Origin of the sequence: Rhodohalobacter sp. (genome assembly GCF_034521535.1) — a bacterium.
GTDB lineage: Bacteria > Bacteroidota > Rhodothermia > Balneolales > Balneolaceae > Rhodohalobacter.
Map to the genome: position 1 here is coordinate 1,156,214 of NZ_JAXHMF010000005.1, position 16,314 is coordinate 1,172,527.

Genomic DNA, 16,314 nt, shown 5'->3' on the forward strand with positions numbered 1-16,314 from the left:
TTCTTTTAGCTTTTTTAAAAAAAGTATGAGTGAATAGGTTGACCCTGATTTTCCCATCATAAAAATGAACGCTAGAATGTATTGCTTTCAATGCATTTACAACACTAAAGTTATAAATATTTGGATATTGTCAGCCCCAGCCCCTCCCTCCGGCGCAAATGAACGCCGCAAGGAGGGGAGTTCCTTTTTTTATATCTATGTAATTTTTAAAAATTGGGTTTTAAAAAATTTTAAATTTGGTTTTGAGGCATCCTCGAACTTTTTTTCTAATTGAAATTCTTTAGGAGGAACTTTTACGATTACACAGGAGGCTCCGCTGGAGCCGTTCACTATTTCCCTCTGTTCATTTCTAAAAACAGACAACTCTTCAGGAGTTTGAGCAGAATCGATTCAGCGAAAATCTGCGATGAACATCTGCGCAACTCTGCGAGAGATAGAAACAGTAGATAGGTCTTTTAACTTTGGTTCTTCTTTAAAAACTGAGTCGTCGTTATTCCGATCTCTTTCTTGAACAGTTTACTAAACTGAGCCGGATCGTTATACCCAAGCTCGTAACCGATCTCTTTTGCGGATTTGTCCGTGTAGAGCAGCATCCGCTTTGCCTCCATGATCACTCTCTTGTGAATTACTTCAAGGGGTGTTAAATCTGAGTTCTTGCTGAATACATTCGCGATTGTCTTTGGTGATTTATGAAGCAGATCGGCATACTCCGAAACACTTTTTTTGGTTTTGAAATACTCCTCAACCAAAACATTATAGTGCCGGATAAGGTCAATTTCGGTTTGATTATCCCCATCTTTTAATAGCTGCTTATTGGCAAGCCGCGTGCAGCGAATGATAAATCGCTTCAGCAGAATCCGAAGCATCTCTTCCTGGCTGGACTCCTTCATATCAAACTCTTCGGTAAGCACATCAAAGAGAGTTCGAAGACGTTTTGATTCGTCATCATTTAGTTCCAGAATAGGGGAGAAGCTGGATCCGAAAAAGAGCAGGCCGTTACAGGAAACCTCACTGTCGTTAGTGTGAACGCAGTAAAATTCACGATTGAATCGAAGAAACTTCAGATCATCAACCTCATCGATTTGGGTAAAATCTACCTGCTGCAGATACGTCGTACAGGTAATCTGTCCGGGTTTCAGTTCAACAATGCGTTCATCCACGCCAAAGCAGACCGGGACGGCACCATCATTCCAAATAAACATGAGAAAGCTTCCCTCATCCCGATAAGATGATGAAATCCCCTGAGAGATTTTAAATTCCGCATCGATTTCCCTGTTTTTGAATGTTTTTTCCATCATTACAAAGGTTTGATGCAGGATAAGTCCGATATCTTACCGCTTAGGTTTTGTACTCATAAATAAGTCAAAACCGTTCATTGGGATGGGTTTGCCGTGATAGAGAAACCCTTCAGCGTATTCAAATCCACCGAGGTGACCAAAATATTTGGCCCGTGCTCTTAATGCTTCGAAAAACTTTGGATCGGAGATATAGGTCTCAGGTTCATCTCCGGGATCGGCAACGTTAAATTGGGTTGCAAAAGCTTTTATAGCCTTTTCCTTGGTTTCGATTGTGTTTGTGATATCAAAAACAAAATCGGGTTCAAAGGGACGGTCCTGCATATAATGAATAACATGAGCCGGTCGGTGGGGTTCCTGTAAATTTCCGTCTTCATCCTTTGTCTCAATTTTTATCAATCCGCTGTAGAAGATGGCATCAACCAGCAGACGGGAGGCATCACCGTGGTCGGGGTGACGATCGGAGGGAGCCGTTATCAGGCAAACGTGAGGGCGGAATTTTCGTATTGCCTGAATAATGGGCAGATGAAACTCGCGGGTGTTGTCAAGCTGAGTATCGGGCAGACCCAAATTTTCCCGGGCTTCGAGTCCAATAATCTCTGCGGCTTTCGCTGCCTCTTTCATTCTAATTTTCGCGGTGCCGCGCGATCCCATCTCGCCGCGGGTCAGATCTACAACCGCAACTTTTTTACCCTGCTGAACCAGAGCTGCAAGGGTTCCGGAACAACTGAGTTCAGTGTCGTCGGGGTGGGCTCCAAATGCTAAAATATCGATCATGTAGAGTTAAATTTTTTTCTGAATGATTTTTTTTCAAATATAGTGAAACGTAAGCAGTTAATTTCCGTAACGTCAACAGATATCGTTTTTCTGTTAAACAAGTGTGTATCCATAATCTCCTATTTTGATGGATGCGTTCACAAATAAAATTCTATGTATCGAATATTTACCAGTTTTGTTGAGGGGTTTAAAATAGCTCTTTCCTCACTGTGGGCTAATAAAATGCGTGCGATTTTAACCACAACCTGTATTGTAATCGGGATTGTGTCAGTGACGGCCATGAACACCATTACCGACGGTGTAGACCGCTCGTTCGATGAAAGCATGGATATGCTGGGCAGAAATGTGGTATTTGTAGAAAAGTGGCCATGGGGATTTGGTGGTGAGTATAAATGGTGGGAGTATCGAAATCGTCAGGAACTGGAACTGGCGTATGTTGAAAAACTGCGGGATCTGGTTCCAAGTGCGTCTGCAGTTTCGGGACGTATTTATCGCTCCACAACTGTTCGCTATGACGACCGAAACGCTGAAGGGGTCGGTATAAATGGAGCAACAGCATCCTATTTCCAAACGGCAGGTTTGAATATTGATCAAGGTCGCGCGTTCAGTGAAGCGGATGAGCAGCGATCAGCCAGGGTAGTGGTGATTGGCAGCGGAGTGGCCGAAGCACTTTTTCCCGGTATGGATCCAATTGGTAAACGGGTTCGGATCAGAGGACAGAGATTCACGGTGATCGGCACATTGGAGAGTCAGGGCAGTTTCCTGGGAATGGAAGATCTGGATAATGAGATGGTGATTCCGGTTGGTGCAATGGCAACAATTTATGATTTGCGCTACGGCCTGAGATTGTCGGTGCAGTTTCCCAATGAAGAGATGATGGCTGACGGTGAATATGAAGTGATCGGTGCCATGCGTCAAATTCGCGGACTCGATCCGATGGAAGACGACGATTTTGCAATCAACAAGGCGGCACTTTTTGAACAGGAGTTCCAGAGCATGAAAGTGGCTATCTATGGAATCGGAATTTTTCTAACCGGCCTTGCACTGTTTGTTGGAGGTATCGGTGTGATGAATATCATGTTTGTTTCGGTGAAGGAGCGAACCAAAGAGATTGGAATTCGAAAGGCAGTAGGTGCGCAGTCGTGGGAAATCCTGCTGCAGTTTTTAATGGAATCCATCGTTATCTGTTTATTCGGCGGGGTGATTGGAGTATTACTTTCGATCGGTGTAACGGAATTAATCAACCAAATTTTTGTGGCCTACCTGGACTGGACAACCGTTCTGAACGCTATCCTGCTCTGTACGTTTATCGGCATACTTTTTGGGTATCTGCCATCAAGCCGAGCGGCAAAATCTGATCCTATTGAATCATTGAGGTACGAGTAATATGAATATCATTGAAGTTTTCAGACAGGCAGTCGATTCCATTCGAGCGAACAAATTACGCTCTTCACTCACGCTATTGGCCATAGCCGTGGGCGTATTTGCCATAATCAGCGCCAACACCGCCGTGCTTGTTCTCGATACCTATTTCAAGGATACTCTCAGCCTGATGGGGGGTGATGTGATTACGGTGAGCAAATTTCCCGCTATTAACATGGGTGGGCAGAACTGGGAAGAGCTTCGAAACCGGGAGGATATTACGATTGACCAGATGGAGAGACTGGAAGAGCTCACCTATAGTACCGAAGGAGTAGGGCCAAACAGAACTTACCGCACCACGCGTGTTTCTTACAATGATGAGGAGACGGAACCCAATATCGGAATCCGGGGAGGAAATGAGCATTATCTTAACAATAACGCTTACGATATCGAAGAGGGGCGAAATTTTACGCCTGAAGATATGGACTATGCCCGTTCCGTTGCCATTATCGGTGCAGATGTAAGAGACGCCCTTTTTGAAAGGGTGGAGGCGTTAGGAAAAACCATTCGAATTGAAGGTAGACCCTACACTGTAATCGGGGTGACCGAGGCCAAAGGAAATGTGTTTGGAAGCACGATGGACCGATTTGTGATGATTCCCTATACAAATCTGGCCGGTATTTACGGTAAAAATCAAAATATAGGAATACAGGTACGGGCGGGTTCGGTTGAGCGAATTGAAGCGGCGATTGATGAAATTACCGGTGTTCTTCGAGCCATTCGAAAAGTTGATCCGGCCAATCCAAACGATTTTGAAATCACTACCAACGAAACACTTGGAAATGCGTTCGACAGTTTTACCGGAATACTCTACACAATCGGATTTGTAATCGGAGGAATTGTGCTGCTGGGAGCCGGTATCGGCGTGATGAATATTATGTTGGTATCCGTAAGCGAGCGAACTCGGGAGATTGGTGTTCGTAAAGCTGTCGGGGCTACCCGAAAGGCGATCGTGTCCCAGTTTTTGATGGAGTCTATCGCTATGTGCCAAATAGGAGGTGTGATCGGAATTATATTCGGTGCTGCCCTGGGTAATGCTGCAGCCATTTGGCTTGAATCCAGCATCGTCGTTCCGTGGGAATCGGCTGTTGGCGGTGTGGTCGGTATGACTGTAGTTGGTGTCGTGTTTGGCGTCTACCCTGCATTTAAAGCTGCTCAGCTTGATCCTATCGAGAGTCTCCGCTACGAGTAGCGTTTTTTTGACTCACCTCTTGGCTTTCTTGAGTGTTTATCTCAGCAAAAATAGTGGATATGTAGAATCCCCTCCTTTCGAAGGAGGGGCAAGGGGTGGTTGGACCGGATGGTTTCAGTACTGTCCATATTTGTGTGTCTGAGGGAGTTGTAGCCACCCACCGGTGGGTGGCTACAAAAAAAGGTCTCGTGAAGATTAGAGACTACAATCTGAAAACATCAATCCATTTTGACACACCCCTCAATCCCCTCTCAAGAGGGGAAGTATTGTTGCTCGGTTATGCTTGGGAATTAACCCGATAGGGTTGAATATGATTAGCCCCGTACAAGCTTGAGCGCAGTGCGGGATAAATGTGTAATTAAAATGTCTCGCCGAACAGGGAGATTGGATTGGAGCAGACTACAGTATTGAGGCGAAGCTCACAGTGTTCATTTTCAATAGTATTCAGTTACGAGTTTCAAGAGGGTGATTTGTGATTGAATAAAATCAGAAAGAAGAATAACAACCGTATGCCGACGATTTGTTCAGTTCTATTATTTTTTTGAGTAAATCATAAAATTCCATCAGACTAAAACTATATCATAAGAAACATGGAGTTATAGAAATAACAATTCAAATACTTCTAATCGAACTGCTCTTCTGTAAAAACCGTTTTATGATTACACGCCAACGTGTTATTTTAACTTTGTTCCATTAATAAAACGGAACTCATAAATCATAAAAAGAAACGGTTTACGCCATGAATACAGACATGATTAACGACTTGAATGAAGAGTTGGAAGGTGTAATTGAAGAGGGCTATTCTTATTTGCAGAGTGAAGAACTGCAGGAGAAGATTCAGGAATTGAAAACAGAATCTGAACTGCTTATCAGAAAGCACCCGATCAAAAGTGTTTTGATTGGAGCGGCAGCAGGTTATCTTTTTGCCAGACTCATAAAATAATTCTTACTCCATGAATGAGGAACAAAAAGATAGCGAACAGCAGAACAGTATGAGAAGAGAGGTGCGTCTCTATATTGAAAAACGTATAGAGTTAGTAGCTGTTGCTATATCTGAGCAGATTTCATTGATGATTGCACAATCATTTCAGAGGTTTGCCGGTATGCTTTTACTCAGTTCTGCCATACTGTTTTTGTGGTTGGCACTCTCATTCTTTTTGGGTGATTTGGTAAATAATACCTCACTCGGTTTCCTGATCGCAGCCGTTCCACTATTTCTTTTCGGGTTTATTTTTATGCGATCAAGTTCACAGAAAATTACTGATCGAATTCAGGCAGAACTTATATCCAGGTTAATGGATGGTTTTGAAGAATCTTTTAAGATTGAAAATACAAATCAAGAAGAGGAGAGTTCTGGAAAGGAATAAAAAAATATCGATGGCTGAAGTGAAAGAGCGAAAGAAAAAGCTTGAGAAAGAGATCCAAGTACTTGAATCCGGTTTTGAAGCACGTATTTCTAACCTTACTAAGGGTGTAGGAATAGCCACCAATCCAAAAAAATATGTTAAAAACAATCCGCTAAAATCTGTTGCCATAGCTGCTGCGGCCGGTTTTACTCTGGGGATTTTGAAGAGAAGCAGGAAAAAATCGCGCGACTACTCTCCTGAAAAAAAATCAAACCCCAGAAGCGGAATCTCGTCTATTCTGATGAACGAATTAAAGCACATGGCTGTACAAAAGGCGATGTACTATATTTCTGAACTGGTAGATCAGCAGATCGCCGGGCGAAATCAATCTGATTCATCAGATAAATAACATCATTTCTCAAAAATTGAGTGGGGTTTTGTAAAAAAACGTATCAAATGTCTGATACGTCCAAATTTTACTGTAACTCTGTTTAAACTTTCCCGTGTAACATCAATAAATAACTTCAACTACCGAACGATGCAGAAACTATTACTAACTTCCATTTTATTACTTATTCCAATTCTTGGTTTTTCGCAAACCTCGCTCACCATCGAGCAGGCGATTAACATTGCACTAGAGAACAACTATCAGTTAAAGCAGGCAGAAAATAACCGTGATCTGGCCGATACCCGAGTACGAAGCGCACAGGCCGATTTTCTGCCCTCACTGAGTGCCGGTTTAAGCGGTTCCAGAAACGTGGGTGTGCAGTTTGTTCAGGAAGACCTCGCTTTTGAAGACAGAACAACCTACGGTGTAGGAGGTAGTGTAAACGCGAACGTTACTATTTTTGATGGATTTACAAATATTTCAAACCTTCGAGCTGCTCGTGCGAATAAAGAATCTGAAGAGCTGAGCTATCAGCGCTTGAAAGAAAGCGTAATGTTTGATACGGCCAGCCGGTTTCTTGAGGTCGTTTTAAACAGAGAGCTTTTAACAATTGCAGAAACTAATCTTGAGGCTTCAAGGAGCCAGCTGGAGAGAATTACCGCTCAGGTTGAAGTAGGTTCACGTCCAACCGTGGATCAATACAATCAGGAATCGGTTGTGGCTAATGATGAACTGGCTGTGATTCAGCGTGAAAATGCAGTCGAAGTAAGTATGGCTCGGCTGATCAGAATTATGCAGGACGAAACGATCAATGAAGTTGATCCTGTAATGCCAACGGTGGACGAAATGGCGCTGATGCCTATGAATCTCAATTTACAGGATATGATTGCTTCTGCTCTTGAACAGAGAAGCGATATCCGGGCACAGGAGTTTGATATTGAGAGTAATTTACAGAACTACAGAATTGCTCGCGGTCAGCATCTCCCTACGATTTCTGCAAGTGCAGGATTAAACGGTAGCTGGAGTGATCAGCTTTTGGATCCGATTACTGGAGAGGCAGTGTCATTCAGTGACCAGTTTTTTGATCAAAATGTGCGGCGAAGCATAGGCTTCTCTATTCAGATTCCAATCTTCAATCGATGGAATACACGAACCAATATTGAGAGTGCCAGAGTGCAGCTTCGAAATAGCGAACTGGCGATGGAAAATGTTCAGTTCCAGGTAATGGAAGAAGTGAGGCAGGCATACAACGACTATACCTCAATAGTGAAAGAGCTGGAGTCAACCGAAAAAGCGTTGGTTGCAGCAGAGCGCGCCTATGTAACTGAACAACAGCGATATGAGGTAGGATCTTCTACGCTGATTGAGCTGAACCAGGCGAATGCTAATTACGTACAGGCTCAGAGCAATCGAATACAAGCTGTATACAATTTCGTTTTCCAGGAGAAACTGCTCGACTACTACATCGGTCAGCTGGATAGCAATTTTCAATTTTAATTAAACTGTAAAAAAGACGTAAGGTGATGGGTAAACAAAAATCAGCTACAAAAAAGCTTCTTAAAATTCTGGGTATCATACTATTTGCATTTGTCGCGCTGGCGGTGATTGCGAAAACGGCCGGATGGATGGACGGCGGTTCAAATGAAAAACAGGTTGAAACACGGGAAGCTGAACTTCGGACCATCACCCAGCTGGTGTCTGCCTCGGGGAGGATTCAGCCGGAGATCGAGGTTGTCATTCGCCCGGATGTATCGGGTGAAATCATCGAGCTTAACGTGAAGGAGGGAGATTTTGTAAGAGAGGGAGAACTTCTGCTTCGAATCAAACCCGATATTTACGAAGCCCGTATAGATGAGCTGAACGCTTCACTTCTCACTCAACAATCGAGGATGGAGCAGGCGCGTTCAAACATGCTGCAGGCCGAAGCGGAATTTCTGAAGAATGAACAGCTCTATGAAAGGGATTTGATCTCCGAGCTGGAGTATATGCAGGTCAAAAATAACTACGAAGCCCAGAAAGCAAACCTCAAGGCCGCTGAATATCAGATTGAAAGTGCCCGAGCTCAGTTGAGAAGAGCCGAGGAGGAGCTTCAGCAAACGGTTATCCGATCACCCAGAGACGGTACCATTAGCCGGCTGTCGGTAGAGAGCGGTGAACGTGTTCTGGGTCAGGCACAAACCGCCGGTACGGAGATGATGCGTATTGCCAGAATGGAGCAGATGGAGGTGGTTGTAGATGTAAATGAGAACGACATTGTAAACGTATCTCCAAATGATACCACGTTGATTGAAGTAGACGCCTATCCGAACAGAATATTTGAAGGCCTGGTGACCGAAATTGCAAATTCCGCGGATGTTAGCGGAGGCGGATCGGCCGACCAGGTGACCAACTACAAAGTTAAAATTCGAATTATTACGCCTCACAACCTGGATCAGGCTGCAGACCGGTTTATGACTCAGTCCGAATCGATTTCGGAAGTGCCTGAATCGGTACCGAGTTTCAAACCGGGAATGTCGGGTACGGTCGATATCAAAACCAATACGGTTTACAATGTAGTATCTGTGCCCATACAGGCGGTAACGGTTCGTGATTTTGCAAAGGATGATTCCAATTCTGGCGATGAAGAATCAGAAGAGTCGGAAGAAGCAGAAGAGGATGAAACTTCTGATCAGGAGCTCCGTAACCAAGATGAGGATTTCCGCAGAGTGGTATTTCTGAATGATGACGGCAAAGCCAAGCGGGTAGAGGTGGAGACCGGAATCAGTGATAACACTCATATTCAGATCATGAGCGGCGTGGATGCCGGTGATGAAGTGGTAACCGGAAGCTACCGGGTGCTTTCCAGGGAGCTGGAAGACGGAGACCTGATTGCAGTACAAAACAGAAATGAGATTGCAGCTAGCGGAGGAAACTAAGATGGCTAAACGAATTATAGAAATTACGGATCTTGCCCGGCACTATAAGATGGGTGAAACCATTGTTCGGGCACTGAACGGTGTTACATTAAATGTGGAAGAGAACGAGTATATCGCCATCATGGGACCTTCGGGTTCGGGAAAATCGACGCTGATGAATATGATCGGCTGCCTAGATACGCCAACTTCGGGTGAGTATATCCTGAACGGAAATCGCGTGAGCGAACTGGACGACGCCGAGCTTGCGCAGGTTCGAAACCGCGAGATTGGATTCGTATTTCAGACGTTTAATCTGCTGCCCCGGACCGACTGCCTGAGCAACGTAGAGCTTCCGCTGATCTACTCCGGTATTAAAAGTTCGGAGCGGAAAAAGCGAGCCACTGAGACGCTGAACCGCGTAGGCTTGGGTGATCGTGTAGATCACAAGCCGAATGAGCTCTCCGGCGGACAGCGACAGCGTGTGGCCATTGCCCGTGCACTGGTGAACAATCCATCTATTCTGTTGGCTGATGAGCCGACCGGTAACCTCGATACCAAAACAGGAGAGGAGATCATGAACCTGTTTGAAGAGCTCTACCGTGCCGGAAACACCATTATTGTGGTCACGCACGAAAACGAAATTGCCGAACATGCCCGGCGAATTGTACGCCTGCGCGACGGTTTGATAGAAACGGACGAAAAGGTAGCAAAACCTGTACTGGCCAATATTGATTTAAACATGCAGCCCGCATAAAGCTGTAGGTGAACTTTTCTAAATTCCTTTTTCTATCTGACTCACCGGCCTAAGAGGGCTGATGAGAACACATACCTAAACTATTTATAAAACGGGTCCGGCTTTTTGGTCGGACCTTTTTTTGTTTTCGGTGATCCGTCTTTCAACTAAAAAGTAGTTTACAACTTCGGTTGGATTCTATTGTACTTCAGTAAAAAATGTGGGGATTTATCGGCGTTATATTCGGACATTTTAAGTTGGCCGATAACTATTATCCGGACAAAACATTGTATTTATTTGCTTTGGCAATATGATTGGATTATTATCGGACAGCGGCAGTATCAAAAAGAGTGCCGATAAATACATGTTGAACTAAACCGCTTCGCGGTAGGCCCTTTTTTTTAGAATGTAGACTGCTATATACAGATCCATTTGGTCAAAGAGTTATGGTATAGAACTGTAACTCACAAATCGGAGGAATCTGTTATGAGCAAACTACGCCAACGAATGACCGAGGATCTGAAGATCCGTAATTACTCCCCCAGAACCATCCAGGTTTACATCAACCGTGTTGCCAAATTTGCCCACTATTTTGGCCAATCTCCGGATCGATTAACCCGTGAACATATCCGCGAATATCAGCGATATTAGTCGAAGACAAAAAGTGCTCCTGGAGCCAGCTTAACCAGACCGTGTGTGCCCTGCGTTTTCGATGGGTGTGCCCGAACCAGCGACAATCGTCGAGTCCATGCCCACCCCGCAGCCCAGCCCACCTGTTGTATCACCCGCCAGGAAGTAGCCCCGCTAAGGCCACTGTCAGCAATCTCCATCAGTATGAACTTCTGCAATTGTCTATTTCAAGTCCTGGCCTCTATAGGGGATGTGGACAGTCAGAGCATCTGATTCATATGGCAAGGGCAGATATTCACCCTACAGACCACTTCACGTAAGGCATATTTCACGGTTTACCAGCCAATACACAACTCCTGCAAGTACGGTGGCATCTATACAAGTCCCATAGCAGGATTCCGCTACGCGGTTCAGCTCAACAAGATTGTATCCGAAGTGCTCGGACTTTTGCCCAAATGCTCCGTTTGCCTATATTGCCAGCACTTCCGATACAATCCTTTATGTTATGCCGCATACATGGTAGACCTTTCTAGAAGAGATACCGTGGTGCTACTCAAAACACTAAACTAAAAAAAAACATTGGATTGGAGGCTTTTATATGACTGCGAAATCTTTCTGCACATTTCTTATCAACTTCATCCTTCTGACGGGCACTTCAGTTTTTGCCTCAGCTCAGGCGAATGAATGCACGTCTACGATTAAAACTGTGGAAGTAAACGGGGCTACGCTTCATTACTTTGAATGCGGCGACGGCGAGCCCTTGGTGTTCGTCCACGGTAGTACAGGCGACCTAAATTGGGCGAGTCCACATGCGCAATTCCTTGCGCCACAATTTCGGACGATCTCCTACAGCCGACGCTTTCACTTTCCGAATGATCCACCGCAAGCAGGTGACGCATATGCACTTCAGCTTCACGTAGATGATCTCGTTGCGCTTATCACAGAGCTTGACCTTGGCCCGACGCACGTCATAGGCCATTCTTATGGCGGTTATGTTGCGCTTGCCTTCGCGCTGGAGCATCCTGAACTCGTTCGCAGTCTCGTCCTAGGCGAACCTCCGGTCCTGCCGTTGCTGGCACGCACGTCCGTGGGAGAGGGTCTGCTCAATTCTTTTAATCGACGTGTACTCGAACCCGCCAGAGAAGCCTACAAGCAGGGAGAGATGAAGGAAGGACTCCGTCGTTTTCTGAACGGGGTCATCTATCCGGGTTGGTTCGAGGAACTCCCGCTGGAGGCGCAGGACGAGATCGTGGAGAAGGCCGGCCCCCAACATCGGCTGGAGCTACTGACTGAGTGGTCGGTCGTCATGCCCACTATTGAATGTGATGCACTGAGCAAATTTGACCACCCCACACTTTTGATGACTGGAGAGGAGAGCCCCGCTATGTTTTTTCTCGTCACGGCAGAGCTTGAGAAATGTCTTGAGGGCGAATCGCATATTATGGTTCCGGAGGCAGGACATGCAATGTTTTCGAATACCTACTTCTTCAATGACTCGGTACAGACTTTTCTGGAAGACCAATAGTGATTTATCTGTGGTCGGTACTCGTGAAGTCCGAGCGGAGTCGATCGCAGTATAACCAGCGCATTAACGGCTGACACGGCCTCGCCGTTGGTTGTAACTTTTTGCTAATTAAAATTTTGAACCCTCATTTACCTAGTAATCCCCGTGCAGGTTATGCGCCAAACCGTTAGGCGTGTTAATCATTAAATATTTAAGGTGTTAACATGAAGACGTTAGTATTGGGAGCAAGCGGTGCAACAGGGAAATTAGTAGTATCAAAATTATTGAAAGGAATATTTCCGTAAGAATTGTGATACGCGAAAGTGCCATAATTTCAGACAAAATCGCCGAAGATAAAAATATTGAGATTGTTAAAGGTAACATAGACAGCTTTAGCACGGGCAAGATTCGAGAACTTATACTGGATTGCAATTCGGTAGTTTGCTGACTTGGTCATAACATCAGTTTTAAAGGACTATTTGGGCCCCCACAAAAATTGGTTGTTAATGCTGTTAAAAAGCTTACAGCGGCAATAGAATCTTGTGATAGTGCCAAGAAGCTCATTCTAATGAGTACAACAGCATATACAAATAAGAACAAGGGAGAAAAAAATACATTTGGGGAAGAACTGATATTGTCAGCATTAAAAATTGTTTTGCCTCCACACAAAGATAATATCCTTGCAGGAGATCATCTTGTATATGACGTTGGGGAATCTGGAAAGATTGAATGGATAGCTGTTCGCCCAGATTCACTATGTGATGAAGAAAGCAAGAGTGAATATGAAATCCATGAAAATAAAATAAGAAGTCCAATATTCAACGCAGGTAGGACAAGCAGAATCAATGTAGGTCATTTCATGGTTAATTTATTAGTAAATGAGAGTTTATGGCAGGAATGGAAGTACAAGACTCCTGTCATATACAACAAAGAGTGAATAACCCCCTAACCCGCGCATTAACGCGGACGCATCTCGACAATTCATTGCCACTCTTAGTTTTACGTCTCTTCTTTCGTTAGTTGCTAATTCAATATTATTCGTGTGCCGTTTAAACGCTGGGTCGTTATAGGGCTAGGGTAATATTAAAAATCGAGAGCTTTCTTAAGCGTAAGGTGAGATTCAAAATTTGATATGAACTCCAATTTCATCATGTTACTCTCATTATTTTTAGAATAACATGAATAAAACGTGCGTACGAATAAAGGATAACCCTAACAGCATTGGTTAAGTGCCGATGTTGTAACACATTTCGTCGTGTTGCACTAATTATTTGAACTCACATAATTTAATAAAACTTATAAAATGCCATCCAGTTAAACCTCCATTAGTTCTTAATTTGTTAAACTTGAAATGTCTCCACTAAAGAAATTCGATATTTAAATGAGTACGGATCTTAATTCATACAAAGATTTTCAAGAAAAACCATTGGGGAGCACTTTGGTCGATAAACTGACCTATGAAATCGAGTCAAATCTTAACAATGACCAATTTGGGGTCGATAGTTTGGCACAGGCGGTCGGAATGAGCAGGTCTAGTCTTCACAGGAAATTGAAAAGGCATTTGGGTGTATCAACAAGCCAATTTATCCGCGAATACCGATTGAAGAGGGCAATGGAGATTCTTAGGAGCGAAGAGATAACCGCTTCTGAGAGTGCATATCGGGTAGGATTCAGTAGTCCAACCTATTTCAACACCTGTTTCCATAAGTTTTATGGAATTACCCCGGGAGAAGTCAAATCAAAAAGTAGCAATGAAATTGAAAATCTTATCCATGGCCAGGGTACCACAATCGCAAAAAGCAATACCAAAAAAAGATTGCTTTGGGCGTTAATTTTACTACCGGTATTCGTATTGGCAATCTTTTATTTATTTGGTCCGGAAGCAAAGGAGAACCAAGAATCGAAAAAAACCGCAATCACTATCGATGGAAAATCGATAGCCGTATTACCCTTAAAAAACTGGACGGGCAGTACTGATTTGGAATATATTTCCGATGGAATGACCGATGCTGTAATTTCAAGACTTACTAAGATCAATGCTATTGATAAAGTAGTTCCCTTTACTTCGGTTTTACCATATAAACGATCCGAGATGTCTATCAAAGAAATTGCAAAAGAGCTAGGCGTGGCAAATCTATTACAGGGAAATCTTCAGATTTCCGGTAATCAGATAAAAATCAATTTACAATTGGTTCATGGCCGATCGAACGTTCATCTTTGGTCGGAAGAGTACACAAGGGAGTGGAAGAGCGATGAAATTTTTAAGATGCAGACTGAGGTTGTAGAGGCAGTTGCCAAAAATATGAAGGCTACCATTTTAGAAAACGAAATGGCAGCCATACAAAAAATACCTACCAAGAATAAACAAGCCTACTCCTACTATCTTCAAGGAGATTTTCAAAGAAATAAAGCAAGCGAATTATCATATTCCAACGCAATAAGCTTTTATGAAAAGGCCATTGCACTAGATTCAAGTTTTGTCCAACCGTATTTAGATATGGCTAATATTTATAACCTGGGAGGAGGCGTATGGGGTTCTTATAATGAGCAAATAGCTTGGGGAGAGGCAAAAAAACTGTTAGAAAAAGTGTTGGAAATAGAACCGGAGAATCAACAAGCCGAAGAAGAATTACATACAGGTGAATTTTTTTATAATTGGAATTTTAATCTCGTGGAAGGCTATTATCAAAACATCTTAGAAAATTCTATCTATGATAAATCGCCTGTCATCTCTCTTGATTATGCTATAAAAACAGGAAGACCTAAAGAAGCCTTGAAAGCATCTGAGTATTTTATTTTGAACGATCCTTCCAATGTGTTTTTTCCTTTTTTCAGAGCTGAAGCACAGTTCTTTTTAGGCTCAAGTCAAGAAGCAATGGAAACACTATATAACTTGGACCCACTCTACAGCGATAACTGGTTTTACTTACGAGAGTCTGCAAAACTGTATTATTATCTTGGAGAATATGAAAAATCTGAAATACAGCTAGAGAGAATACTTTCCCAATTTCCCGATTATCCCCCAATTTTGATGTGGCTGAACTTGGTCTATGCCCAGATGGATGACAGTCAGAATGAGGTAAATAAACATTTGGAAGAGTTGTTCACAAAGTACAATGAAGTCTCATCGGGCAGTCCTGCTTGGTTCATAGCGCTATACTATTGCACCTTGAATGATTATGAACGCACTTTTGAGTGGTTGAACAAGTCTTATGAAAGACATGAAGTGGAAATGACCTGGTTACGGGAAGAACCTCTTTTGGCCCCATTAAGGAACGATCCACGATACGTAGATCTGTACGAAAAAGTTGGCTTTTCCAGTATCGGATTACCTATAAAGTCTTGATCAAAAATTAGTTTCCCAAAAATGACCATTTCAACATCGTTTGAAGGTTCTGCACCATAATTTCAACCCCTGGACAAAATTTTAATAATACCGCAACATGCCTGTTAGGTGGTGTTTAGTACTTCTTTACATTTTTATAACATTCAATTTTGAGGCGCAAGATAATCTTGTACTGAAATCAAAATTTAATACTAAAATCTAAAGTTATGAAAATAAGAACGACATTTATGGTTGTGGGTATTTTATTACTTGCATTTACTAGTTGCAAGGGACAAACTTCAAATGTGGAGGAGAAAAAAATTGACTTGATCGCTGATGAATTTCCCGAAGCAAAGCAAGAAGTTATGGAAACCTTTGGCGCCATTGCCCAAAGCATTAAAGATGGTGATTTGGATAAACTAATTTCCTTCCACGCGTATGGTCCAAAATTTACTGAATTCAAAAATGGGGAACCCCGCAATGGTAGTGAAGCAAATGAAGATCACGAACGTAGTGTTTTTGGCTCTGTAACCGAAGTGGTTAAGTTCGATGCCAATGATTTACAGATTGCAGTTTATGGCGATGTAGCTAACCTAACCTTTCATTCTGATTTTATCCTAAAATTTGGAGAAGATTTGGTAACAGTATACGATCAAATAACCTTGTTATTTGTTAAAACTAAAGATGGATGGAAAATGGTCCACGAACATCACTCACCTTTAAAGAAGATTGAATAACGTGCTACAACAAGGTATATAATTATTAGCGATTTGAGTTTCAATTCAAGTCGCTATTTTTTTATATCGCA

General features: G+C 43.1%; 16 protein-coding genes. 13 read left to right on the plus strand and 3 right to left on the minus strand.

The window, feature by feature from the left end; genetic code table 11:
- Positions 1 to 455: 455 nt before the first annotated feature.
- Together U5K35_RS11940 and bshB1 are read right to left on the minus strand one after the other, a co-directional pair.
- Positions 456 to 1,298 carry a helix-turn-helix domain-containing protein gene (locus U5K35_RS11940; protein WP_322571691.1) on the minus strand — a complete coding sequence of 281 codons (843 nt, stop codon included), beginning with the start codon at positions 1,296 to 1,298 and terminating at the stop codon, positions 456 to 458.
- Positions 1,299 to 1,331: 33 nt separating this feature from the next.
- On the minus strand, positions 1,332 to 2,072 hold the full coding sequence (bshB1, locus tag U5K35_RS11945; RefSeq protein WP_322571692.1) for a bacillithiol biosynthesis deacetylase BshB1: 741 nt from the start codon (positions 2,070 to 2,072) through the stop codon (positions 1,332 to 1,334).
- A 153-nt stretch (positions 2,073 to 2,225) separates the two neighbouring features.
- Between bshB1 and U5K35_RS11950 the strand changes: the two genes are divergently transcribed.
- The 9 genes from U5K35_RS11950 (at position 2,226) to U5K35_RS11990 (ending at position 10,698) form a co-directional block, all read left to right on the plus strand.
- Complete coding sequence (locus U5K35_RS11950; protein WP_322571693.1) at positions 2,226 to 3,458, plus strand: ABC transporter permease; 1,233 nt, start codon at positions 2,226 to 2,228, stop codon at positions 3,456 to 3,458.
- A 1-nt stretch (position 3,459) separates the two neighbouring features.
- Positions 3,460 to 4,686 carry an ABC transporter permease gene (locus U5K35_RS11955; RefSeq protein ID WP_322571694.1) on the plus strand — a complete coding sequence of 409 codons (1,227 nt, stop codon included), beginning with the start codon at positions 3,460 to 3,462 and terminating at the stop codon, positions 4,684 to 4,686.
- Between the two features lie 739 nt (positions 4,687 to 5,425).
- Positions 5,426 to 5,629, plus strand: a complete 204-nt coding sequence (locus U5K35_RS11960; protein ID WP_322571695.1) for a hypothetical protein — start codon at positions 5,426 to 5,428, stop codon at positions 5,627 to 5,629.
- 10 nt (positions 5,630 to 5,639) lie between these two features.
- Complete coding sequence (locus U5K35_RS11965) at positions 5,640 to 6,053, plus strand: hypothetical protein (RefSeq protein ID WP_322571696.1); 414 nt, start codon at positions 5,640 to 5,642, stop codon at positions 6,051 to 6,053.
- Positions 6,054 to 6,063: 10 nt separating this feature from the next.
- Positions 6,064 to 6,441, plus strand: a complete 378-nt coding sequence (locus tag U5K35_RS11970) for a DUF883 C-terminal domain-containing protein (RefSeq protein ID WP_322571697.1) — start codon at positions 6,064 to 6,066, stop codon at positions 6,439 to 6,441.
- Positions 6,442 to 6,570: 129 nt separating this feature from the next.
- On the plus strand, positions 6,571 to 7,917 hold the full coding sequence (locus U5K35_RS11975; protein ID WP_322571698.1) for a TolC family protein: 1,347 nt from the start codon (positions 6,571 to 6,573) through the stop codon (positions 7,915 to 7,917).
- 26 nt (positions 7,918 to 7,943) lie between these two features.
- Positions 7,944 to 9,335, plus strand: coding sequence for an efflux RND transporter periplasmic adaptor subunit (locus U5K35_RS11980; RefSeq protein WP_322571699.1), 1,392 nt, complete (start codon positions 7,944 to 7,946; stop codon positions 9,333 to 9,335).
- Position 9,336: 1 nt separating this feature from the next.
- Complete coding sequence (locus U5K35_RS11985; RefSeq protein ID WP_322571700.1) at positions 9,337 to 10,068, plus strand: ABC transporter ATP-binding protein; 732 nt, start codon at positions 9,337 to 9,339, stop codon at positions 10,066 to 10,068.
- 465 nt (positions 10,069 to 10,533) lie between these two features.
- Positions 10,534 to 10,698, plus strand: a complete 165-nt coding sequence (locus U5K35_RS11990; RefSeq protein WP_322571701.1) for a phage integrase N-terminal SAM-like domain-containing protein — start codon at positions 10,534 to 10,536, stop codon at positions 10,696 to 10,698.
- On the opposite strand, the gene U5K35_RS11995 is transcribed toward U5K35_RS11990, so the two are convergent.
- Entirely contained in the window at positions 10,695 to 10,895 is a 201-nt protein-coding gene (locus U5K35_RS11995; protein ID WP_322571702.1) for a hypothetical protein, read from the minus strand. The two genes, U5K35_RS11990 and U5K35_RS11995, sit on opposite strands and share 4 nt — an antisense overlap.
- A gap of 380 nt (positions 10,896 to 11,275) precedes the next feature.
- On the opposite strand from U5K35_RS11995, the gene U5K35_RS12000 reads away from it, so the two are divergent.
- The 4 genes from U5K35_RS12000 (at position 11,276) to U5K35_RS12015 (ending at position 16,243) form a co-directional block, all read left to right on the plus strand.
- A complete protein-coding gene (locus tag U5K35_RS12000; RefSeq protein ID WP_322571703.1) occupies positions 11,276 to 12,202 on the plus strand; it encodes an alpha/beta hydrolase in 927 nt (308 codons plus the stop codon).
- A gap of 547 nt (positions 12,203 to 12,749) precedes the next feature.
- Positions 12,750 to 13,118 carry a hypothetical protein gene (locus tag U5K35_RS12005; protein ID WP_416221614.1) on the plus strand — a complete coding sequence of 123 codons (369 nt, stop codon included), beginning with the start codon at positions 12,750 to 12,752 and terminating at the stop codon, positions 13,116 to 13,118.
- A gap of 444 nt (positions 13,119 to 13,562) precedes the next feature.
- On the plus strand, positions 13,563 to 15,527 hold the full coding sequence (locus tag U5K35_RS12010) for a helix-turn-helix domain-containing protein (RefSeq protein ID WP_322571705.1): 1,965 nt from the start codon (positions 13,563 to 13,565) through the stop codon (positions 15,525 to 15,527).
- 206 nt (positions 15,528 to 15,733) lie between these two features.
- Positions 15,734 to 16,243 (plus strand): YybH family protein, encoded by a 510-nt coding sequence (locus tag U5K35_RS12015; RefSeq protein ID WP_322571706.1) that lies wholly within the window; start codon positions 15,734 to 15,736, stop codon positions 16,241 to 16,243.
- Positions 16,244 to 16,314: the final 71 nt, after the last annotated feature.